Source organism: Methylomicrobium sp. Wu6 (genome assembly GCF_035916875.1).
Lineage (GTDB): Bacteria > Pseudomonadota > Gammaproteobacteria > Methylococcales > Methylomonadaceae > Methylomicrobium.
Genome location: NZ_JAXUHN010000042.1, coordinates 13306 through 35039, shown reverse-complemented (window position 1 = coordinate 35039; position 21734 = coordinate 13306). Strand labels below are relative to the sequence as shown.

General features: G+C 55.2%; 20 protein-coding genes and 1 tRNA gene. 12 read left to right on the top strand and 9 right to left on the bottom strand.

Annotated elements, in window-relative coordinates:
• Positions 1 to 27 precede the first annotated feature (27 nt).
• The 4 genes from ispG (at position 28) to U2W12_RS03040 (ending at position 4830) form a co-directional block, all read left to right on the top strand.
• Complete coding sequence (gene ispG, locus U2W12_RS03055; RefSeq protein ID WP_326499202.1) at positions 28 to 1257, top strand: flavodoxin-dependent (E)-4-hydroxy-3-methylbut-2-enyl-diphosphate synthase; 1230 nt, start codon at positions 28 to 30, stop codon at positions 1255 to 1257.
• 101 nt (positions 1258 to 1358) lie between these two features.
• Positions 1359 to 2630: a GTPase gene (locus U2W12_RS03050; protein WP_326499201.1), complete on the top strand. Its 1272-nt coding sequence runs from the start codon at positions 1359 to 1361 to the stop codon at positions 2628 to 2630.
• The gene (locus U2W12_RS03045) at positions 2627 to 4090 is read left to right on the top strand and encodes a GTPase (protein ID WP_326499200.1); all 1464 of its coding nucleotides are present in this window, start codon (positions 2627 to 2629) and stop codon (positions 4088 to 4090) included. The genes U2W12_RS03050 and U2W12_RS03045 overlap by 4 nt, the downstream gene beginning before the upstream one ends.
• Positions 4091 to 4125: 35 nt before the next feature.
• Positions 4126 to 4830, top strand: a complete 705-nt coding sequence (locus U2W12_RS03040) for a retropepsin-like aspartic protease (RefSeq protein ID WP_326499199.1) — start codon at positions 4126 to 4128, stop codon at positions 4828 to 4830.
• A gap of 43 nt (positions 4831 to 4873) precedes the next feature.
• Here U2W12_RS03040 and U2W12_RS03035 read toward each other — a convergent pair whose 3' ends face one another.
• The gene (locus tag U2W12_RS03035) at positions 4874 to 5422 is read right to left on the bottom strand and encodes a methylated-DNA--[protein]-cysteine S-methyltransferase (protein WP_326499198.1); all 549 of its coding nucleotides are present in this window, start codon (positions 5420 to 5422) and stop codon (positions 4874 to 4876) included.
• Between the two features lie 121 nt (positions 5423 to 5543).
• Complete coding sequence (mfd, locus tag U2W12_RS03030; RefSeq protein WP_326499197.1) at positions 5544 to 9014, bottom strand: transcription-repair coupling factor; 3471 nt, start codon at positions 9012 to 9014, stop codon at positions 5544 to 5546.
• 274 nt (positions 9015 to 9288) lie between these two features.
• Here mfd and U2W12_RS03025 point away from each other — a divergent pair, with 274 nt between their 5' ends.
• On the top strand, positions 9289 to 9441 hold the full coding sequence (locus U2W12_RS03025) for a hypothetical protein (RefSeq protein WP_326499196.1): 153 nt from the start codon (positions 9289 to 9291) through the stop codon (positions 9439 to 9441).
• Between the two features lie 421 nt (positions 9442 to 9862).
• On the opposite strand, the gene U2W12_RS03020 is transcribed toward U2W12_RS03025, so the two are convergent.
• The gene (locus tag U2W12_RS03020) at positions 9863 to 10300 is read right to left on the bottom strand and encodes an NUDIX hydrolase (RefSeq protein WP_326499195.1); all 438 of its coding nucleotides are present in this window, start codon (positions 10298 to 10300) and stop codon (positions 9863 to 9865) included.
• A gap of 605 nt (positions 10301 to 10905) precedes the next feature.
• On the opposite strand from U2W12_RS03020, the gene U2W12_RS03015 reads away from it, so the two are divergent.
• Positions 10906 to 12024 (top strand): DUF4331 family protein, encoded by a 1119-nt coding sequence (locus U2W12_RS03015; RefSeq protein ID WP_326499194.1) that lies wholly within the window; start codon positions 10906 to 10908, stop codon positions 12022 to 12024.
• A 63-nt stretch (positions 12025 to 12087) separates the two neighbouring features.
• Here the strand turns inward: U2W12_RS03015 and U2W12_RS03010 are convergent, their stop codons facing one another.
• From U2W12_RS03010 to U2W12_RS02995, 4 genes are all read right to left on the bottom strand, one after another.
• Positions 12088 to 13263 carry a hypothetical protein gene (locus U2W12_RS03010; RefSeq protein ID WP_326499193.1) on the bottom strand — a complete coding sequence of 392 codons (1176 nt, stop codon included), beginning with the start codon at positions 13261 to 13263 and terminating at the stop codon, positions 12088 to 12090.
• Between the two features lie 22 nt (positions 13264 to 13285).
• Entirely contained in the window at positions 13286 to 14428 is a 1143-nt protein-coding gene (locus U2W12_RS03005) for a HupE/UreJ family protein (protein ID WP_326499192.1), read from the bottom strand.
• A gap of 6 nt (positions 14429 to 14434) precedes the next feature.
• A complete protein-coding gene (locus U2W12_RS03000) occupies positions 14435 to 15124 on the bottom strand; it encodes an O-methyltransferase (RefSeq protein ID WP_326499191.1) in 690 nt (229 codons plus the stop codon).
• Between the two features lie 80 nt (positions 15125 to 15204).
• Positions 15205 to 15441 (bottom strand): TIGR02647 family protein, encoded by a 237-nt coding sequence (locus U2W12_RS02995; RefSeq protein WP_326499190.1) that lies wholly within the window; start codon positions 15439 to 15441, stop codon positions 15205 to 15207.
• Positions 15442 to 15632: 191 nt separating this feature from the next.
• Here U2W12_RS02995 and U2W12_RS02990 point away from each other — a divergent pair, with 191 nt between their 5' ends.
• The 3 genes from U2W12_RS02990 to U2W12_RS02980 all read left to right on the top strand — a co-directional run bounded on the left by U2W12_RS02990 (position 15633) and on the right by U2W12_RS02980 (position 18139).
• A complete protein-coding gene (locus tag U2W12_RS02990) occupies positions 15633 to 16649 on the top strand; it encodes a hypothetical protein (protein ID WP_326499189.1) in 1017 nt (338 codons plus the stop codon).
• A gap of 209 nt (positions 16650 to 16858) precedes the next feature.
• Positions 16859 to 17482, top strand: a complete 624-nt coding sequence (locus U2W12_RS02985; protein ID WP_326499188.1) for a hypothetical protein — start codon at positions 16859 to 16861, stop codon at positions 17480 to 17482.
• 90 nt (positions 17483 to 17572) lie between these two features.
• Entirely contained in the window at positions 17573 to 18139 is a 567-nt protein-coding gene (locus U2W12_RS02980; protein ID WP_326499187.1) for an O-acetyl-ADP-ribose deacetylase, read from the top strand.
• Here U2W12_RS02980 and U2W12_RS02975 read toward each other — a convergent pair.
• Complete coding sequence (locus U2W12_RS02975) at positions 18093 to 19496, bottom strand: cytochrome P450 (protein WP_326499186.1); 1404 nt, start codon at positions 19494 to 19496, stop codon at positions 18093 to 18095. The genes U2W12_RS02980 and U2W12_RS02975 overlap by 47 nt on opposite strands.
• 13 nt (positions 19497 to 19509) lie before the next feature.
• Positions 19510 to 19728, bottom strand: a complete 219-nt coding sequence (locus tag U2W12_RS02970; protein WP_326499185.1) for a TraR/DksA C4-type zinc finger protein — start codon at positions 19726 to 19728, stop codon at positions 19510 to 19512.
• A 187-nt stretch (positions 19729 to 19915) separates the two neighbouring features.
• On the opposite strand from U2W12_RS02970, the gene U2W12_RS02965 reads away from it, so the two are divergent.
• The 3 genes from U2W12_RS02965 (at position 19916) to U2W12_RS02955 (ending at position 21612) form a co-directional block, all read left to right on the top strand.
• Entirely contained in the window at positions 19916 to 20326 is a 411-nt protein-coding gene (locus tag U2W12_RS02965; protein ID WP_326499184.1) for a protein YgfX, read from the top strand.
• 64 nt (positions 20327 to 20390) lie between these two features.
• On the top strand, positions 20391 to 21482 hold the full coding sequence (gene ychF / locus U2W12_RS02960; protein ID WP_326499183.1) for a redox-regulated ATPase YchF: 1092 nt from the start codon (positions 20391 to 20393) through the stop codon (positions 21480 to 21482).
• 53 nt (positions 21483 to 21535) lie between these two features.
• A tRNA-Met gene (locus U2W12_RS02955) sits at positions 21536 to 21612 on the top strand.
• The last annotated feature ends 122 nt before the right edge of the window (positions 21613 to 21734 follow it).

Genomic DNA, 21734 nt, shown 5'->3' with positions numbered 1-21734 from the left:
AGCCATTCCTTATTGAAAGTTTAGTCCATGTCTATCAGTCTTAGAAAAATTACGCATCAGGTTGCGGTCGGCGGCGTTAAAGTGGGCGGCGGCGCGCCGATCGTCGTGCAATCGATGACCAATACCGATACCGCCGATGTCACGTCCACGGTCAACCAAATCATCGAGTTAGCCGAGGCGGGTTCCGAAATCGTTCGGGTGACTGTCAATACCGAAGAAGCGGCGAAAGCGGTCGCGGAGATTCGCAATCAGCTGGACAAGAAAGGCCATGCGGTGCCTATCGTCGGCGATTTTCATTTCAACGGCCATCGCTTGCTCGAAAAGTACCCGGATTGCGCGGCGGCGCTCGACAAATACCGGATCAATCCCGGCAACGTCGGCCGCGGTAAAAGCCGCGACCCGCAGTTTCAGCAAATGGTCGAATTCGCCTGCCAGTACAACAAGCCGGTTCGCATCGGCGTGAACGGCGGCAGTCTGGACCCGGCGGTGCTGGCCCGGCTGCTCGACGAGAATCGTGAATTGCCGAATCCCGAACCACTGGCCGCTGTAACGCGCAAGGCGATCGTGATGTCCGCGCTCGAAAGCGCCGCGAAAGCCGAGGAAATCGGTCTCGGCAAGGACAAGATCATCCTGTCCTGCAAGATCAGCAACGTACAGGATCTGATCCGCATTTACCAGGATTTGTCGAGCCGTTGCGATTATGCGCTGCACCTGGGTCTGACCGAAGCGGGCATGGGATCGAAGGGCATCGTCGCGTCGTCGGCGGCGCTGTCGGTGCTGATGCAGCAGGGTATCGGCGATACAATACGGATCTCGCTGACGCCGGAGCCCGGCGCCTCCAGAACCCAGGAAGTGATCGTCGCGCAGGAAATTCTGCAAACAATGGGCTTCCGCTCGTTTACTCCGATGGTGATTTCCTGCCCTGGTTGCGGTCGCACGACCAGCGATTATTTTCAGAAGCTGGCGCTGGAGATTCAAACCTATTTGCGCGACCAGATGCCGGTCTGGCGCACCCAATATCCGGGCGTCGAGGAAATGGAAGTCGCGGTGATGGGATGCGTGGTCAACGGTCCCGGCGAAAGCAAAAACGCGAATATCGGCATCAGCCTGCCAGGCACCGGCGAGTCCCCGGTCGCGCCGGTCTATGAAGATGGCGAAAAAACGGTTACGCTGAAAGGCGACCGCATTGCCGAGGAGTTCCAGGAAATCGTGCAGCGCTATATTGAATCGCACTACGGCGAAAAGGCCAGCGCTTAAATCTAGTGACTATCGCTTCCACGCGCGAGCGTGGAAGCGATGGCGAGACATTCGCCGAAGTCCGGTTCGGCCGTCTGCCCCAACTCTCGTAAGCAGCTCTCATGCCTAAGCTGACGCATTTGTTTTCCGGCTGGAAGTTTTGGAGAGAATGGAGTCTTCAGGCGAAGAATCCATTCGCTAGCCTGCAGGATTACGCCAGCAAAATCCTCAATCCCGCCGTTGATGCCGAAGCGGAACTGGCCATCAATACGATCCACGCCAGCGTACCGCCTCCGGTCTTCTGGCTGCTGGGCAAGACCCAAAGCGGCAAAAGCGCGATCATCCGCACGCTCACGCATTCAACCGCTGTGGAAGTCGGCAATGGCTTCAAACCCTGTACCAAGACCGCGATGTTTTTCGATTATCCGGATGCGGAAACCGCGTTTTTGCGTTTCCTGGATACGCGCGGTCTGTCGGAAGCCGGCTATGATGCCGGCGATGACATGGCCTGGAACGAACAGCAGGCGCATTTGCTGATCGTGGTCGTGAAGGCGATGGATCATCAACTGGATGCGTTGTTGGCGGCCGCCAGGCAGATTCGCAAGTCGCATCCGAACTGGCCGCTGATCGTCGCGCAAACGACATTGCATGAAGGCTACCCGACCCGGACGATGGAACATGCAGTTCCATATCCGTTTGCGGAGAGGCAGATCAGCCGCAGCGTACCGCCGGACCTGATTTGTTCGCTGCTGAAACAGCGCGATGCTTTTGCCGGCCTGAACGCCCGTTTCGTGCCGATCGATTTTACCCTGGCCGAGGACGGTTATGAGCCCGCCGATTACGGCATCGACGAACTGTGGACCGCGATCGAAACCGCGTTGCCGTTCGGTCTGCGCGAAATGCTCGATGTCAGCCGGATCAACGACGTTTATTCGAAAGCGGCGCATGCTCATATCGTCAGTTACGCGATGTTGGCCGGTTGCGCGGCCGCGATTCCGCTTCCGGTTGCCAGCTTGAGCACCGTCGTCATTTTGCAGGGCAAGATGTTTCACAGCATTGCCAGTGTCTATGGCCTGCCTTTAACTCGGCAAAGTATCAGCGAAATCGTCAGCGCGATCGGCCTTGGTGTGTTGTCGGGCATGGGCGGGCGCGAGTTGTTGAAACTGGTGCCTTATTATGGGCAAACGGTGGCGGCCGGGATGGCCGGCTTGTACACCGCCGCGGTCAGTTATGCGCTGGGCAAAACCCTGTGCTTTTATTTTGCGCAGACCAAGCAAGGCAAGGCTTTAAGCCCCAAAGCGCTGAATGCGATGTTCAAACAGGAGTTCATGCGTGGTGGCGAGTTGCTGCGCGATGCGGTCAAACGCCAACAAGCGCAAACTCAAGAATCATGAAAAAAACCGCGCTCTTGATCGTTTTGTTCGTCTTGGTTTTGTTGCCCTGGCTGGCGTTGTTGATTCTCGGAGGTATTTGGTTATGGCAGCAACATTACTTGTTGATCGCCGCACCGATTTTATTGTCATCTTATGGCATCGCCTGGATTCTGAGTCAAAAATTGCAGCAGGATGAGCCGCTGCCGCCGACCCTGCCGAGTATCGATCCTGACGACCGCTGGTCGCCTGCCGCCAAGGAAATTTGGGATAAAATCGACGCCTTGGCGAAAGAACTGAATCCTGCCGATTACCCGTTGACCGATGCGGCGCGGCTCGCGGCCCTGGCCAAACGGGTGGTCACCGAAGTCGCGACGCATTTTAAGCCCGAAGCCGGCCGTGCCGAACTGGATGTGCCGCTACGTAACATCCTGTTCATTGTCGAGCAGGTCTGCCGCGATATGCGCGAGCTTCTCGATGAAAAAGTGCCGTTTAGCCATCTGATTACGGTTCAAGACGGTTTGCAAGTTTGGCAATGGAAGGAGAAATTCAAACAGTTCAATTATCTGCGCCGCACGCTCGCGATGGCGGCGTCGCCTTTTACCGCGATTCCGAACGAGCTGAGCCATTTTTTTACTGGTAAACTGACCGATTATCCGAAAGGTTTGCTGGAGCGCTGGCTATTGCAGGCGCTCGTCAAAAAGATCGGCTATTATGCGATCGCGCTCTACAGCGGCCATTTCCCGCCGTCCGCCATCTCGACGATCGAGACGGAACAAGAAGAGAATGCTCTCGCCAAACGCCCCTTGCGCGTGTTGATCGCCGGTCAGGCCAAAGCCGGAAAATCCAGTCTGATCAACGGTTTGCTCGGAGAATTCAGAACCACTGTCGATGTATTGCCGGTCGCCGATCAATTGCGGCTTTACAAACTTCAACAACCGGACATGGGCGATGTGTTGCTTTATGATAGTCCGGGTTACAGCGAGAACGACTTCTGGTTCCAAAAAAATGACCGACAACTCGGCGATTTCGATCTGGTGATAGTGGTTTGCTCGGCGATGCAAGCCGGCCGCGAAGCCGATGTCCGTTTTCTAAGCGAATTGCGCAACTGGTTCGGCGTGCATCTCGAACGGCGCATGCCGCCAGTGCTGGTCGTCGTCAGCCATATCGATCGATTGCGCCCTTTTCGGGAGTGGGATCCGCCGTATGATATCGAAAATCCCGACAACGGCAAAGCCAGAAACATCCGTGAGGCTGTCGAAACGGTCGCCCATTCCTTGCAAGTTGCGCGCGAGGATTGCGTGCCGGTTTGCTTGTCAACGCCGGCGGCTTGCTACAACATCGAAGCGGTTCTGGCATGCATGGTGAACAAACTGCCGGACAGTATGCGGACGCAGTATCTCCGCACCTTATCCGAAGGCCAGCGCAAGGAAAAAATTATGCTGTTGTTGGGTCAACTCGGGATACGGCGCGGCCAAGCGTGAGTCTACTGTAAATAAAGGCGATTATTTCCGTAACCATGTACCATTACCTCATTTCAATCAGAAAGCTTGTCTGTTGTTTCTGTGTTGTTGCCGCGCTTTGCGCGGAGGCGGAAGAAACCGATTATGGCGATGATTTATACGGCCAAATCGAGTCGCTGCAAAACCAGATGGCTATACAGATCGTTGGCCTGGATAACATCGGCGATGAACCGAAAGTGCGCGCACGCGGCAGCCTGGAACAGCAACTCGAGAAAGCGCTGGCGTCATACAATCACGTCGTCAGTCGGGACCTCAAAGGAAAGATCGAAAAAGTCGTGATTATCAATAGGAAACAAAAAACCGACAGCAGCCGTATTGTATTACCGACCCGCTTCGAAGGCGGGCACTTGTTGGTCTCGTTATCCATTTCGGGCACCGGCGCCTATTGGGAAACAGTCGAAATGATTGTCGATACCGGCGCGGATTTGATCGTGCTGCCGGCTTCGATGATTGACAAGCTCGGGATCGCCGAGGACACGCTGGCTGCGCGGATCATGCAGACAGCGAACGGCAGCGTGGACGCCAAAGTCGGCAAATTGCAGGGCCTTAGAATAGAAGGGGAAACCCTCGAAAACGTGGATGCCGCTTTCGTTGACGATGCGCTGTTGAACAATAAAAGTCTGTTGGGGATGAGTGCGCTGGGGCGTTATAAGTTGGTCATCGATAACGAATCCCGGTTGGTCACGCTGATTAAAAAATAGCGGCGCGCAAAGCCCAGTCCGCAGATGGGTTATGTTGTAAGGATCAAACGTTTGGCTCTGACGCTTCGCTTTCGCGCCGCAGCAATTCGGCTTTGCGTTCGACGCCCCACCGATAGCCCGATAGACTGCCGTCCGACCTGACTACCCGATGGCAAGGAATCGCCACCGCCAAGGCATTGGCCGCGCAGGCCGTCGCCACCGCCCGCACCGCCTTCGGCGCGCCGATGCGTACCGCGATTTCCGTATAGCTGGCCTTGCCGCCGGCCGGGATTTTTCTTAGCGCCTGCCATACCCGTTGCTGGAACGCCGTGCCGCGCACATCCAGGGGTAAATCCAATTCCAAAGCCGGTATTTCGATAAAGCCGACCACCTTGGCGACCCACTGTTCGGATTCGCAGTCTCCGCCAATCAGTTCGGCTTGCGGAAAGCGATCCGTCAAGTCACGCGCCAACGCATCGGGATCGTCGCCCAGTGTGATCGCGCATACGCCGCGTTCGCTGAGCGCAACCAGAATCGAACCCAAGGAACATTTCCCCAAGGCGAAGCGAATGCGGCAATCGGTTCCGCTGCGGCGATAACAGGGCGGCGTCATGACCAGGAGGTGCTGGGCTGTTCGTAATTCCTGGCGTGACAGGGTGTTCGATCAGGAGGAGAGAATGAAAAAAGTGACTCCATTATGGGCAATCCTGGCTGCGCGGCATAAAGAAGTCCTGTCACTCAACCGCCAACCGCGCCAACAATTCCGTAATGAACTCGAGCTTCTGTTCGGTCGTATCAAACTTTTTGATGAATCTGAGTTTGTCCGCACCGTCGAATTTATAGACCTGCGCCTGGGTTTGAATCAATGTAATCAGTTGCTCGGTATTGATTTTCGGTTCCTTGGTAAAGACCAGGCGGCCGCCGGCGGCGTTCGCCTCGATCTTTTTCAGACCCAGCTTTTGCGCATCTTGTTTTAATTCTGTCACGCTGAACAGCGTTTTGACCGGCTCTGGCAAGAGGCCAAAGCGGTCGATCATTTCGACTTGCAGATCGCGGAGGTCTTCGGGCGATTCGGCGCTGGCGATGCGTTTGTACAGCACCAGACGCGCATGGATGTCCGGCAGATAGTCTTCCGGGATTAACGCAGGTGCTTGCAGATCGACTTCCGGGCCCATTTCGGCCGGCAGTTCCAGCTCCGGCTGTTTGCCCGATTTTAGCGCATGGACCGCGCGGTCGAGCAGTTCCGTATATAAGGTGTAGCCGATTTCCTGAATCTGGCCACTTTGTTCGTCGCCGAGCAATTCGCCGGCGCCGCGGATTTCGAGGTCGTGCGAGGACAGCATGAAGCCCGCGCCGAGGTCGCCGGAGGCTTCGATTGCTTCGAGCCGCTTCTGCGCGTCCTTGGTCATCAATGTTTTCGGCGGCACGATGAAATAGGCATAAGCACGGTGGTGCGAGCGGCCGACGCGCCCACGCAGTTGATGCAACTGTGCGAGGCCGAGTTTGTCGGCGCGGTTGATGATGATTGTATTCGCGCTCGGAATATCAATGCCGCTTTCGATGATCGTGGTGCTGAGCAGCAGATTGAAGCGCTGATGATAAAAGTCGAGCATGATCCGTTCGAGATCGCGCTCGGGCATCTGGCCGTGAGCAATTTCGATCCGCGCGTCCGGCACAAGTTTCTGTAGTTCGCCGGCCATTTTGTCCATCGACTTGATGTCGTTGTGCAGGAAGAAAATCTGGCCGCCGCGCTTGATCTCGCGCAGGCACGCCTCCTGCACCAACGCATCGACCCATTCGCTGATGAAGGTCTTGATCGCGTGGCGGTTCGGCGGAGGGCTTGCAATGATCGAAATGTCGCGCAGGCCCGACATCGCCATGTTCAACGTCCTCGGAATCGGCGTCGCGGTCAGCGTCAACAGGTCCAGTTCGTTACGCAGCTTTTTGAAATGCTCTTTTTGATGCACGCCGAAACGGTGTTCTTCGTCGATGATAACCAGGCCGAGCGCTTTGTATCCGAGCTCCTTCGACAACAGTTTATGCGTGCCGATGATGATATCGACGCTGCCTTCCGTGAGGGCGTCGGCGACTTCTTTTTGCTGTTTCGGCGTCACAAAGCGGGACATCACTTCGACGCGCACCGGCCAGTCGGCGAAGCGGTCGCGGAAGTTTTGATAATGCTGCTGCGCGAGCAGCGTCGTCGGCACCAGCACCGCAACCTGTTTGCCGTCCTGCACCGCGATATAGGCGGCGCGCATCGCGACTTCGGTCTTGCCGAAACCGACGTCGCCGCAAATGACCCGGTCCATCGGCTGAGGGCAGGTCATGTCTTCCAGGATCGCTTCGATCGCGGTCTGCTGGTCGGGTGTTTCCTCGAACGGAAACGCGTCGGCAAAGGCCTGATAATCATTGTCGGCAATGTGAAATTCATGGCCTTTCTTGGCCGCGCGCTTTGCATAAATTTCCAAGAGCTCCGCCGCGACGTCGCGGATTTTTTCGATTGCCTTTTTCTTCGCCTTGCTCCACTGGTCGCCGCCGAGTTTGTGCAGCGGCGCGGTTTCGGGGTTGACGCCGGTGTAGCGCCCGATCAGATGCAAGGACGAGACCGGCACATACAGTTTGTCGTTGTGCGCGTATTCCAGCGCTAGAAACTCGGCCGCGATGCCGCCGATTTGTAAGGTTTGCAAGCCCATATAACGGCCGACGCCATGCTCTTGATGCACAACCGGCGAGCCAATCGTCAATTCATTCAAGTTGTTGACGATCTTTTCGAGTTCCTTGGTCGCCGCAATCCGCCGCCGGCGCCGCTGCTGGGCTTTTTCGCCGGACAGCAGGCTTTCGGCGATCACCGCGAGATTCTGCTTTTCGAGCCACAGGCCCTGATCCATCGGCGCGACCGTAATGCAAAGCTTGTCCTCTGTATCGATAAAATCGCGCCAGCCTTCGACCGCTTTCAGTTTGATCTTGAAGGTTTTTAGCTTGTCGATCAGACCTTCCCGACGGCCGGCCGATTCGGCGACGAATAGGAGCTTGCCGTCGAAGCCTTCGATAAACCGGCGTAGCCGCTGGGCGGGCTCTTTCAGCTTCGCGTCGATCGTCAATTCGGGCAGCGGCGCGCAGTCGAAGGAAATGCCATTGCCAGGTATGGCCTGCGATCTTTCTATGCCTTGGAGAGCGATTTGCGCGAACGCGGAGGCTCTATGCTTTAGTTCGCCTGTGCTCAGGAACAACAATTCCGGCTTCAGTAAAGGCCGATCGACATTAAAACGCCGCTGCTCGTAGCGTTCGAGCGCTTCCGCGGAAAAGGCATCGGCCTGTGCATCGAGTATCGCCGGTAATACGAATACCGTGTTCGCAGGTAGGTAGTCGAACAGGTTGGCCGTGCGTTCGACGAACAATGGAAGATAGTATTCGATGCCGCCGGGCGCAATGCCTTTGCTGACATCGCTATATAAGGTGTTTTTGGTCGATGCGTCCGGAAAGAGATCGCGGAAAGCCTGCCGGAAATGTTTGATCGCTTCGTCGGTAAACGGAAATTCGCGCGCCGGAAATAATTCGATCCTATCGATCTTGTCCATCGACCGTTGCGTTTCGGGATCGAAAGTGCGGATCGATTCGATCTCGTCATCGAAAAGTTCAATCCGGTAGGGCGATTTGCTGCCCATCGGAAACAGATCGACGATTGAGCCGCGCACGGCGAATTCGGCATGCTGATACACCTGCGAGACGCACTGATAGCCGACGCTTTCGAGCTTGGCTCGATTCAACTCCAGATTGAAAATCTCGCCGACGCTTAATGAAAAGCTGTGCGCGAGCACATGCTCTCTCGGCGCGAGCCGGTGCATCAGCGTGGCGACCGAGACGATCAATGCGCCGCGCCTGACCTGAGGCAGTTGCGCGAGCGTTTTCAGACGCTCGGAGATAATTTCCGGCAGCGGCGAAAACACGTCGTACGGCAGAGTTTCCCAGTCCGGAAAATGCAGAATCGAAAGTCCGGCGCCCTGCAAGAAAAACTCGAGTTCGTGCTCGAGTCGCAGCGCGGTGTGGTTATCGGCGGTCACGATCAGAAACAGGCGATTTTCATTTTTAATCGCCGAAGCCAACGCCAGCGCGTCGGCGCAGCCGTGTAAACCATTCCACAATAGCGCGGCGTCTTTGGATTCGGGAACCTTCGGTGAAAAGATTAAGGCTTTATCTTCGGCCATGCTGGCTTATGCGGGGTGTTTGCAGCGCGAATCGCGGATTAAATAATGGCGATAGTTTAACACTTTAGCCGTGGCGATGCTGCGTGTGAGAGCGACTATTTGGGGACGGGGCCGCTCAAACTAAGGTGGACAGGGAATGGATTGCGGCAGCTATTGTTAATAATAAAGAAACTATTAATTAACTGATTTCAATATTGTAAACACCAGATAGCGTCCCTATACTGTAGATGTGAAATTTTCATTTGTTATCAACTACATCTTAGGAGTAAACACCATGTCAAATGCGAAACGCGACATCATCATCGGCCTCATGTTCATCACCGGGATTGCGGGCTTTATTTCGGGCGAATTCATCTTTTCTAATATCTTTTTCGCCTCGGCCGCAATTTACACGAATATGTTTCTGAGCCGCAGAACCCACGGTTAAGAGAGACTCAACGCTTAACCTAACCCGGGAAACCGGAACCCGAAAGATAAAATAATCATCTACCGGCATTTTGCTCGCAAAAAGTTAGCTCTGCCGATCCTATTGACCGAACGTTACCGGTCAGAGCCTCTAGGCGTCTTGTCTTGCTACAACCGACTCGGCACATTGCCGGAAATTTATTAAGCGCAAGGCATGACGCATTATTCTTTTTTGCCCGGATCCTTGGCGAATTAAGATTTTCGAATACGCCTAAGTCTTTACCTATTCGCTCCTCTTACAGCTTTAGGGACGTGGCCGTGACTGTCTGACCCTCAAACTCACCCCGTCGGCATCGATTACGCGATAGCCGAAATCCACTTCGTTCGTATCGATTTGACAGACTCATTTTTGTCAAAAAATATAAATCTCTGGCTGAAAAAGACTACATGCTTAACGGCGCGACCTTGCCGCTCGTCAAAAAATTCCTGTAATCGGCCAGCACCTCGGCATGATCGAACGCCAATGCTTCAGGCAGATTCGCAAACGTGAAAATGCCGCAGTTCTTCGCATCGTCAGCCGCTTTGGGCATGCCGTGTGCTTCGGCTACATAACAGGCGGTGACCGTATGTCCGCGGGCATCGCGTTTCGGGTCGGAATAAATACCCAAGAGCGCGATCAGACGCACGTCGAGTCCGACTTCTTCCTTCGCTTCGCGAATCGCGGCGTGCTCGACCGTTTCGTCGACATCGACAAAGCCGCCCGGTATCGCCCAGCCGTAGGGTGGAAACGCGCGCTCGATCAATACGAAAGGGCGCTCGGGCAAATCGATCAGCGCGATGATCGTGTCGGCGGCAAGCAGAGGAGTAACGGGTTTGGCCATGGCTCGTTTAGTAACTTGACTGAAGGGAGTCAGATTGTAACCCGGTGTATCCGGTTGCGGTCAAGCCAAGGGCTTAAACGTCGCCGGATAAGCTAAAATCTTTTCGCCAGAGCCGAGAAGAATGCACTTGGGCGCTCCGAATTCGCACCCTAAAGGCCCGATCTTATGGTGTTTTCCTTGGTTGCGTAACAGCGGCCATTTGATGCCGATTAATCACTTCGCCCATCTGCTGCTCAAGAGCCTGAAAGCCTTGGCTCCAGCGAGGCCAGGGTGATTGTTCATCGCTGCAATTGGATACTGGGTTTGGCCAAAAAATTGAAGCGCGTCATTTTTCGGAATCTCTTCGCGAGTCCGTGGCCATGTCGGCAGGAATGCTACAGGTCTATTGCACTGGACGAATTTAGATTGATTGAACATGTTGCTGAGATTCGAGATCAATCAGCTAGAGGCTTGTATCATTACTCGAAGGGGTATATGATGGCGCGTTATGCGCCCCATCATAGCCGCTAATCAGCGCAATCATCGCTTAACAAAGCACCTCGTATTAAGCTACCGCGGACGCATGCAGTCTCCAAAACAAATGTTTAATAAAAAAAGGGGGGGTTATGTTATACGCGCGTCTCTTATTGCTTTCGCTGTTGGCGCTGTTGCCTTTAAGATCTATGGCATCGGATCATGCGGACCCGATCAGTCTTGATCCGAACACGCAGGAACCGAATATCACCGGATTGTTCTTTTTTCCGGAAGGCGACAACATGATCGTCTTCTTCAATGTCAGACGCGCCCTGACCGCGGCGCCGCCTTACAATTTCGCGCCTTACGAATATACGGTCAATTTCGATCTGCACAGCAAGCTCAAGTTCGATAATGAAGAAGACCGGGCGCGTTACGGCGGCACGATCGTGAATCCCGAGACGATCGAAGCCGACGCGAGTGTGACGATTCATCTGAATGATGACGCCTCGCTGAAAGACAAGACCGTCAAAGGCCTGAAGAACCCTGAAAGTATCGTGTTTTACACTGGAGTTCGCGACGATCCGTTTATTTTTCCACGCTTCTTCAATGTGAACGTGGTCACGATGGCGATGAAGATTCCGAAAGCCTCGTTTCCGCCAAACCAGCAGGATTTTCTGTTGTGGGGAACATCGAAGAGCGTCAAGGACGGCAAGCAGATCGACCATGTCGGCCGCTCGAACCGGACGCAACTGGGCCGCTTCGACATCTTGAATACGGTGCATCCGAATCAGCATGTCGCGTTGATCAAGGAAAAGGCGGTCTCCAGAAAGAAATTGCAGGATTTTTTCGCGGCCTGTATTCCCGCGCTGGCGCAATTGAATCAGTTGAGCGGTTTGCTGATCCGCCATTACGATATGGTGCCGGATGTGATGGTTTACACGAACCGTTTCCCCCCGGGCTTTCCGAACGGCCGGCGCTTGACCGACGATGTGGCCTTGCTGACCTGTAATCAAGGCGACTGCCCATTGCAGGAAAATGCGTTCATCGACACCAAGCAATGGCCGCGTTTGACCGTCAACGATAAACCGTTCATGAGCGAGTTTCCGTATCTGGCCGAACCGTGGCCGGCGCGGCCGCAAACGCCGCCGCCATCCTGCTGGCCTTATATTCTGAAGTTTGTGGTGATTCCGGGATTGATCCTTCTCGGCGTCATCGCCTGGCTCGTGATTCGGTGCCGCAAGCGCTGCTGCAAGCATCAACATGCGTGATCGGGTTGGATAAAGCTGGCGACGGGATCAATATCCCGTCACGCGCTGCCCTGATACAGTCCTTTACCGCTGCATTTGCCTGATTTGCGCGGCCAATTGTCGTAATTGCGGATGTTCCATCCCGGTCGCGCTCAACAGGTCGAGCACGGGCTTTGCGGCTTCGGCGGCATGTGCGGCCACCGCGGCTGCCAGCAAAATGCGCGCATCTTTGGGTTCGCGCTGCGCTTGCCAGTTGGCTTCGGCCAACCGCAAGGCCTCCCCGGGTTTGTTCAATAAATGTAGCGTGAAGCGCGCTTCGTCGCCCTGATGCAGATTTTCGCCGCGCATCCGGCTTGCCGCAAAGCGTGCTTCCAATTCCTCGGTTACTTGATCGAGATCACTTGCCGCCAGTTGCTGTTTGGCTAGCGCGATGCGTAAGAACAACGCATCGATCCGGCTTTTGTCCTGCAACAGCGCCAACACTTTTTCGGGCTGATGTTGATCGAGCAAAAAATCCGCATAGGCGCCGAAGAGATAAATATTCGGATGCTCGATGCCTATGGCTTCGGAAAAATGCTTTTCCGCATCAAGGATTTTTCCCAGACGAGCGGCGATATCGGCCAGTACGGTCAAGGTCCATTGCCGTTGTTCGGCGTTGGCTGCCGATTGATCGGCCAATGCCTCCTGCAAAAAATCATAACTCTTTTGCGCGTGCCCGATCAGGCTGTTGACTTGAGCCAGACAGGTGCCGGCTAGCAACGCATCGTCGAGGTCGATCAGCGGGGCGCAGCTTTGTAGCGCTTCGGCATAGCGGGCCTGCACGAGCAGGATGATAGCGCGAGTCAGCCAGCCTTGTGCATTTTCCGGTTGCCGCCGCAGCAGGCTGTCAAGATCCTGAAGCGCGCCGCCGAAGTCGTGCCGGTGCTGTTTGATCAGCGCGCTGAGCAGCAGGACTTTCGGCGGTGGCTCCTGTATCTGTTGCCAGCTTTTCAGCAGGCCTTCGGCATAACCGTAATAGCGAGGGTCTGCATCGGCTTTGCCGCGCGCGATATAGCGCTCGGCCAGATCGACCGCGAGTTCGGTCCGGGCGGGACCGGCCGCCATTTGCTTGCGCAGTTGGCGGAGTTCCTGGTTTTCGAATCTGGATGCGGCCGGCAGGCGCTCGAGTATTTGGGCGTCATTACCGGGCTGATAGGGCGCTGCAAAGGCCGTATGGCAGGGCAGGATGACCGAGATCGCGACAACAATTTTGCGTTTCATTTATCGGACATACTCCAGTCGGTCATTTGAACAAAAGCTCCCAATCGACGAGTTGGGTGTTCAGCGACCGCTCCGCGAGCCAGACCAGCGCGACCATCGCAATCAGCACCGAGCCGGCATCAACCAAGAGCCGCCGGTAGCCCCAACTTCGCCGCAAGAAAAATGCGGCGGGCAAAAACACCGAGACGATCGCGAGTTGTCCGGCTTCCACGCCGAGGTTGAAAGCCAATAGGGCCAGGATCAGCATGTCTTTCGGGAGACCCAGGTCTTTCAGCACGTTCGCGAAGCCGAGGCCGTGGATTAGCCCGAAACCGAATGCGACCAGCCACAGTTTCTTGCTGATCAACGGATACACATTATTCAGTGCCGCGAGAACAACCGAGGCGGCGATCGCCGATTCGACCCAACGTGACGGCAACTCAATCACGCCGAGCGTCGCGAGAGACAGCGTCAACGAATGCGCAACAGTGAAAGCGGTTACGATCTTGATGACTTCGATCAATACCGGATGGAACCCTTCGGCCGGCAGCCAAGACCGGTTTAGGCGGATCAACACGGACGGAAACAATAGACTCAACAAAAACAGAATATGGTCGTAGCCGAACCAGATATGCCAGACGCCTTCCTTCAGATATTGTAAAAATGCGGCGCCAGGTTTGACGTCGGACAGTTCGATTTGTTGGCTGTCATGGGTGGGGCTCAGTACCGTCGTATGCGTCGCCTGCCCGTATTCGACGCGCAAAAGGCCCCGGTGTTGCGGGTCGAGATCGAACAGCAGTGAATAGTTGACGGTGATATTGGACAATTCCGCGCCGCATGCGGCGGTAAACGTCAGTACCGAATAGGCGCCGTCGGTATGGGTGTCGATCAGATAGTCGCCGGGTTGCACAGGGCAGGGGACGTTGCCACCGGTAATGCTCAGGTGACTTCGCGCATAGTCGAAAACCGCATTGCGGCGGCTGCGCATCTCGCCCCAGGTGATTTCGCCATTGTCATCGCTGTCCAGGCCAATCGCATAATCGAGATCGCGCAGCGCAATATCCCAGCGGCCGTCGATGCGTTCTCCTGCGGTTTTCAAGGTCAGATAGCTGTCGCTGGCCTTGTGCGCATGCAGGATCGGCGTATAAGCCAGTATCAGCAAGCACAGGACGAGACGGGACAGCATAAGGATTCAGGCGGTCAATTTGCGCGCGACGATCACGCCGTCCCGTGTCGGGTTGATGTACGCATCGAAATCGGGATCGTTGAATATTAATTCGTTATGTTCGCGTATCGCTTCGGTCCATCCGGGGGCGACGTCGGTAAACTGATCGACTGCGACGCGGCCATGCCAGAGCACATTGTCGGCGATGTAGAGTCCGCCGGGCCGGATGCGGTCTTTGGCGAGACGCCAGACTTCCGGGTAGTCGCCTTTGTCGACATCGTTATAGCAAATGTCGAATAGGTCATCGGTGCGAGCGAAAATGTCCTGCGCGAAGCCGGTATGGAAGTCGATCCGGTCCCATAATCCCGCCGAATTCAAAAAGCGTTCGGCCTGTTCACGGTTATGCGGATCGCCGTCGGTGCAGACGACCCGGCCTTCGGGGCCGAGCGCCTTGGCAAACCAGTAGGCAGAATAGCCGTAGCCGCTGCCGAACTCAAACACGCTTTTTGCATTGATCGATTTGGCCAAGGATTCCAGAAACACCCCGACCAGGCGCTCGACGATCGGGAAATTTCTCCGGGCGGCCAACGCTTCCATCTCGTGCAGCACGGGATTGTCGGTACGTCCGAGTAGGCTGCGCATATAGTTTTCGATCGCGGGATCGACCGGAACCAAGGCGATCGGGCTTGGCGATGCTGGTGAGGGACTATCGGTCATTGGCGGTTTGTATTTGAAATTATCGACGTAAATTTGGGATGCTCTGTATAAACACCCCTTTTGCGCTAAGAGACGATCTATCAATCCGCCGTCAGAATATCCAGCACCGCCTGCGCCTGTTCCGCGGTTTCGCGGCCGAGCGCGGTCAGATAGCCGCCGTCTTCTTGAGTCAACAGACCTTTATGAAACAGGCGCTGGGTCGCCGCAATCACGTTGGAGTCGGCGTTTTTATGAACCTTGATGCCTTCCAGCGTGGTGGTTAGATTGTAACGGGCGAGCACGTTCAGTTCATCGACGATTTCTGGGGTGTAAAGCACGGGAAACGCTCCTTTTTCGGTAGGGGGACATGCTGCTTTCCGCAGCGATCAGTTTGTCATCGCATTGTAACCCGAATTTGACTCGCCTGTTCAAACCCGTTCGGAGAGAGTTGTCAGGCATGCCTTCCGGTTTACGCCCGGCAGCATACCGGCTATGCTATGAATCTTGTTTTCAATCCAATCGTTGCTCGATGTTTGTTTCCGTTTTCCGCCTGTTTCTGATCATTGCCGCGCTGTTTTCTCTCGACGCTCCGCTATCGGCCTCCGAGGGTGACGGAGACGCGGAGCCGGTGAAGGCGGCAGAAGCCGGCCTTCCGGTTGTCGAACTTGATGTGCAGAAACAAAAACTGGCCGGACTGCAGATCATTACCGTGCATGCGAGCGCGTATCAGCCGGAGTTCGCCGCCTATGGCAAGGCGATCAATATCCAGCCGCTGGTGGCGATCCGAAGCCAATACCGGGTCGCGTTATCCGAACAAAAGAGTGCTAATGCAAGATTGACACAATCCGGTCAGAGCATCCGGCGTACCGAAGAATTATACCGGCATGGGGTTTCTTCGAAACGGATCGTGCAAGAACAGCAATCGCTCTGGCAGACCGACAAGGCACAGCTCGAGGCGCGGCGCGCGCAAAGCGATGCGGTGCTCGAAGACGCCAGAGTAACCTGGGGAACAGAGCTTGCCGAATGGGCGTTTGCGACCGATAGGGACCGGTTGAGCGATTTCGTATCAGGGAGGGAGACCTTGCTGTTGGTCACGTTGCCGGTCGGCAAGGAGTTGCCGGCGCCCGATGTGGGGGTTTTTGTCGACCCCGAAGGTAATCGCGGCAAGGCTGATAAAGCTGTTTATATTTCGCCTGCGCCGCAAATCGATCAGACCGTGCAGGGGCCGAGTTATTTTTTCCGTGCCGGCGGGAAGCGAATCAGACCCGGCATGACAGTCAGCGTGTGGCTGCCGGAAGTCGGCGCGCGGGAAGACGGAGTCACGATACCCGGCTCCGCGTTAATCTGGTCGCTGGATCAGGCGTTCGTCTACGTCAAAACCGGCCAAGCTACCTTCAGCCGGCGTTTGCTCGCGGATTATAACCCGCTGGCCGGAGGCTATTTTGTCCGGGACGCTCTGAAACCCGGAGAAGAAGTCGTGACGGTTGGTGGGCAAATGTTGTTGTCCGAAGAATTCCGCGCGCAAATTCCCGATGAGGATAATTGATCCGGCAGCCGTTGAAGAAGCGTAATGTTTCGTGTGTCGACAGGGAAGCCAAAATTATACAAACGCGTCTATTAAGCGGATATTCATCGACTCGTTTTATGCTTAAACTTAGATGCAAAACAGGCCGTCATACATTAACTTTGCAGAAGTGATTGCTGCGGCCGGTTCTACCGGATCAATGATCCATATCCATAATGGGGAGACACGTCATGGCTTCATCGGATTTTCAAACAAAATGCCTCTCGTTAGTCGTCATCGCTTCGGTGTTGGCGGCAAGTCCGGCATTCGCGGACAAGCCGTCATGGGCCGGCAATCATCCCGGCGCACAGAATCTGCAAGACGAGCACCGGCCGGATAGGCGTTATTATCCGGACAGAGGGCAGCGCGATAGGGATTATGATCGGCGTGATTGGAGCGGCGATTCCCGCTATCGGGACCGCCGCGACGGAGAGCATGCGGATCGTCGTTATGATCGGCGCTACGAGGATAGAAACCCGCAACGCTATAGCGGCGGGCGGTACTTCGGCGATCAGCAGCGTACGATCGTTTACAACTATTATTATGACGAATACCGCGGCGGTGGCCGTTGCCCTCCGGGTCTGGCAAAGAAACACAACGGCTGCATGCCGCCCGGACAGGCAAGAAGATGGGCTATCGGCCGGCCTTTGCCGCGCAATGTCATTTTTTACGATGTTCCCGCACCCGTAGTGATGGGACTGGGATATCCGCCTCCGGGCTACCGTTTTGTGCGGGTTGCATCCGATATTTTGATGATTGCGATCGGCACCGGATTAGTGATGGATGCGATCTATGATTTGGGCGGCGGCTGGTAACGGCGCGTTACCTATTCACGGCAACCCTATTTTCATACCGACGAGGGGAGAGTTGGTCTTGCTGACCTTTTTATTTGGAGGGTATCACTGATGGCTGCAAAACTGATCGCTAAACAGGCCGACATCACCACACTGGCGGTCGATGCGATCGTCAATGCGGCTAATACCACCCTGCTGGGCGGGGGCGGCGTTGACGGCGCGATCCATCGCGCGGCGGGACCGGAATTGTTGCGCGAATGCCGCATGCTGGGCGGATGCGGGGTTGGCGATGCGAAGTTGACTCAAGGGTACCGCTTGCCGGCCCGTTATGTGATTCACACGGTCGGCCCGGTTTGGCATGGCGGTGCGCGGAATGAACCCGAATTACTGGCGTCGTGTTACCGGCGCGCGCTGGAGATTGCCGCCCAACATCAGATTCGCAGTCTGGCGTTTCCTGCCATCAGCACCGGCGTTTACGGCTATCCGGTCGATTTGGCCGCACAAGTGGCTTACCAGACGGTTATGGCGGCAGTATCGCGTTTGCACACGATCGAGGAAGTTATTTTCTGCTGTTTCTCGGCGGCCGACTTGGCCGTTTATCAAAAACTGATTTCTTTACGCGATAGCGGAATTATCTTCGATCAAACCGAATCTTCAAATTCTCCGGCATCATCGTAAACGAAAAAACCTCCCGAACCGGCTGTCCGGTTTCTACGCCAGTCACCGTAAAATTCCGGCATACCATCGCGATCGCCATTTTGATTTCGAGCATCGCCAGATTGCGTCCCGGGCAAAAGCGCGGGCCTGCACCGAAAGGAATGAACGCGCTGCGGTTATGCGGACAAGCAGGATGGGCGGCAAGCCAGCGTTCGGGGATGAATGCGCGAGCGTCGTTAAAGTTTTGTTCCTGCAGAGCGCCATGGCGGTTCAATAGCATCAGCGTAACGCCTTGCGGAATGGTGAATCCGTTCAGTTCGACATCCATTACGGGTTCCAGATACAGCATCGGCGCGACGTTTTTTAAGCGCAGGGTTTCCTGAGCGACGGCTTCGATATATGGCAATTTTTCGAGTGTGCCGATGTCGGGCGGCAGCGTTTCCGAACCTAAAACCGAATCGGCTTCCTGCTGCATTTGCTTTTGGACTTCAGGATGCTCGCCGATCAGATGCAACAGCCAGGATAGGGTGTGGGCAGTAGTGTCTTCGCCGGCCAGCAGAACCGTGATGATATTGCCTTGAATTTCCTCGTCGGACAAACCGGCGCCGTCGTCGTCCCGCGCCAGCAGCAAGGTTTCGAGGAAATTTGCTGGTTGCAGGCCGGTTGCAGGCTGTTCTGCGAGGCGCTGTCGGGTCTGCCGCACGAATCCGTTGATCGTTTCCTTGATCGCGACAAGCGACTTTTCCATAGCGCGGTCGCTGGGCAGTTTGACAAAATGCCAATACGGAAACGGCGAGTTCGCCCAGCGGTTGAACACAGGAAGCTGGCACTCCAGATGTTGCTGAAATTCGGCGCTTTCACTTTCGAGCAGATTGATGTCATAGCCGAACGCAAATTGCGTGGTCACATCCACCGTAAAGCGCATCCAGTCCTGGCGCAAATCGATAGCCTGGCCAGCCGCTGCGCACCAGCGGTTGTGCAGCCGTTCGGTGATGCCATGGAGGGTAGGGAAGAAGCGCCGCAGATTGTCCGGCCGGAACGCCTGCATTGTCAAGGTCCGATGCCGCTGCCATTGTTCGCCCTCGGCCGCAAAAACGCCGTGCGTGCCGAGTTCTTTCGTGATGCGTTCGATCGCACTGATCCGGCGATACGTTCGCGGGCGGTCGCGCAAAATCTGCTGGATCAGCTCGGTATCGCTGATCGCCACGACCGGCTTGTTGGCCAGCCTGAATTGATAAATGCCGCCGTAAATGTCGGCCCATTCCTCCAGAATCAAATGCAGCTTGTGCAAATCGATTTGCAAGAGATTGCCTAACAGCGGCAGGCCTTTGGGACCGGGGAGTTGAGAGTAAGGCGCAGGACGCCGGTTAGGTTGCATGTTGCGCTGGCGTTTACCTGGAATGCTTTTCGAGTTCGGTCTGGCAGGCCAGACAATATTTACAGGGAATCGCGAGGCGGCGGCTTTCCGGTATCGGCTCGCCGCATTCTTCGCAATGCGTGGCCGATTCGCCCGCATACATCGTTTTTCGCTGCTCTTCGATAAAAAGAGTGGTCATTTGCTCCATTCTTTCCAGTATGGCGTCCGTGCCGCCTGCCCATGCTGTTGACATCGTTGATCTACTCTAAAAAGGTGAATTTGGTGTATTCTGGAATGTATTCAAGCGTTTGAAAATTGATAGGATAAAAAGTTTCAGGGTCGTTTATTTTGGTATCTTCCCACATCACAAGTCAATGCACGCGTGAGATTTTATGCTGCCTGCGCCTGTCAATTTGAATCAATCCGATAAGAAGTGAGTTGTGTCGAATCATCATCTCGCCAAGCCCGCCCAGTTTTTAGTCGAACCGTCCATGCGTTTGAAATATGCGCTGGTCGCAGCACACGGGCTGGCGTTGAGCGCCTGCCTGATCAGCGCGCTGCCCTGGCCCGGAAAAATTCTACTGGGGTTGGTGCTGCCCGTGCATCTGTACCTTGCCGTTAGAGAGATTGATGCTCGACATGATGCGATTCGTTTCCATGATGGCTCGGGCTTGCATGTCAATGACGAACCGGTCCAGTTACTTCCATCGACTGTCGTGACGCCGTTTGCGATCTGGCTGCATTTCCAGCCGCAAGGCACTCGCAAAAAAACGCTGTTGATCGTGAATGATGCAATGCCCGAGCATGAGTTTCGCCAATTAATCGTGAAACTGAAAATCTCGGCTACTTGAATAGCCGATTGCCTGTATAATTGCCCCCCTTAAATACCCTCTCTGATTCGAAAAATAGCACCCTATGGCATTGTATTGTGGAATCGTCGGCCTGCCGAATGTCGGCAAATCGACCCTGTTTAACGCGCTGACCCGGGCCAAAATCGCGGCCGAAAATTATCCGTTCTGCACGATCGACCCGAATGTCGGCGTGGTGCCGGTGCCCGACAGCCGTATGGATAAACTCGCCGAAATTGTCAAACCTGAACGCGTTTTGCCGACCACAATCGAGTTCGTCGATATCGCGGGCCTCGTCGCCGGCGCATCGAAAGGAGAAGGCCTGGGTAACCAGTTTCTCGGCAACATTCGCGAAACCGATGCAATCGCGCATGTAGTGCGCTGTTTTCATGACGAAAATGTCGTGCATGTCGCCGGCAAAGTTGATCCGGTCTCGGATATCGAGGTGATTAACACCGAGCTAGCTCTAGCCGATATGGCAACCGTCGAAAAAGCGCTGACACGGGCCGCGAAAGCATCCAAATCCGGAAACAAGGATGAAGTGGCGAAAAAACAGGTGCTCGAAAAAATCTATCAACATCTCGATGCAGGCCAGCCGGCGCGCACGCTGGGGCTGTCTGAAGACGAAAATGCACTGGTCAAGGAGCTTTGCCTGTTAACGATCAAGCCGACCATGTACATCGCAAATGTGCAGGATGACGGCTTCGAGAACAATCCTTTGCTCGACAAAGTGCAGGCTTTTGCCGACAAGGAAGGCGCGACGGTCGTCCCGATTTGTGCGGCGATCGAGGCCGAAATCGCCTTGCTCGATGACGAAGAAAAACAGGAATTTCTGGATGACCTGGGCCTTGAAGAGCCGGGCCTGAACCGCGTGGTCCGCGCCGGTTATAAATTATTAAATTTGGCGACCTACTTTACCGCCGGCGTAAAGGAAGTCCGCGCCTGGACCATTTCGATCGGCGCGACCGCCCCGCAAGCCGCCGGCGTGATTCACAGCGATTTCGAACGCGGCTTCATCCGCGCCGAAGTGATCGCCTACGAAGACTTCATTGCGAACAAGGGCGAACAAGGTGCGAAAGATGCCGGCAAATGGCGTTTGGAAGGCAAGGACTATATCGTCAAGGATGGCGATGTCGTGCATTTCCGCTTCAATGTTTGACAAACCCTCGCGGCATATTTATAATTCCGCTTCTTTTTTGAACATCTCAAGAAGGCGATGTAGCTCAGCCGGTTAGAGCGTGGGATTCATAACCCCAAGGTCGGTGGTTCGATCCCACCCATCGCCACCAAAGAATTCAAGGGCTTACGAGAAATCGTAAGCCCTTTTTTATTTTCTGCGTAATTCATGTAACCCTCATGTAACCGTTTTTCAACGTGTAACTTACTGAGCGCAGTCTGGTTCATCCTTTTC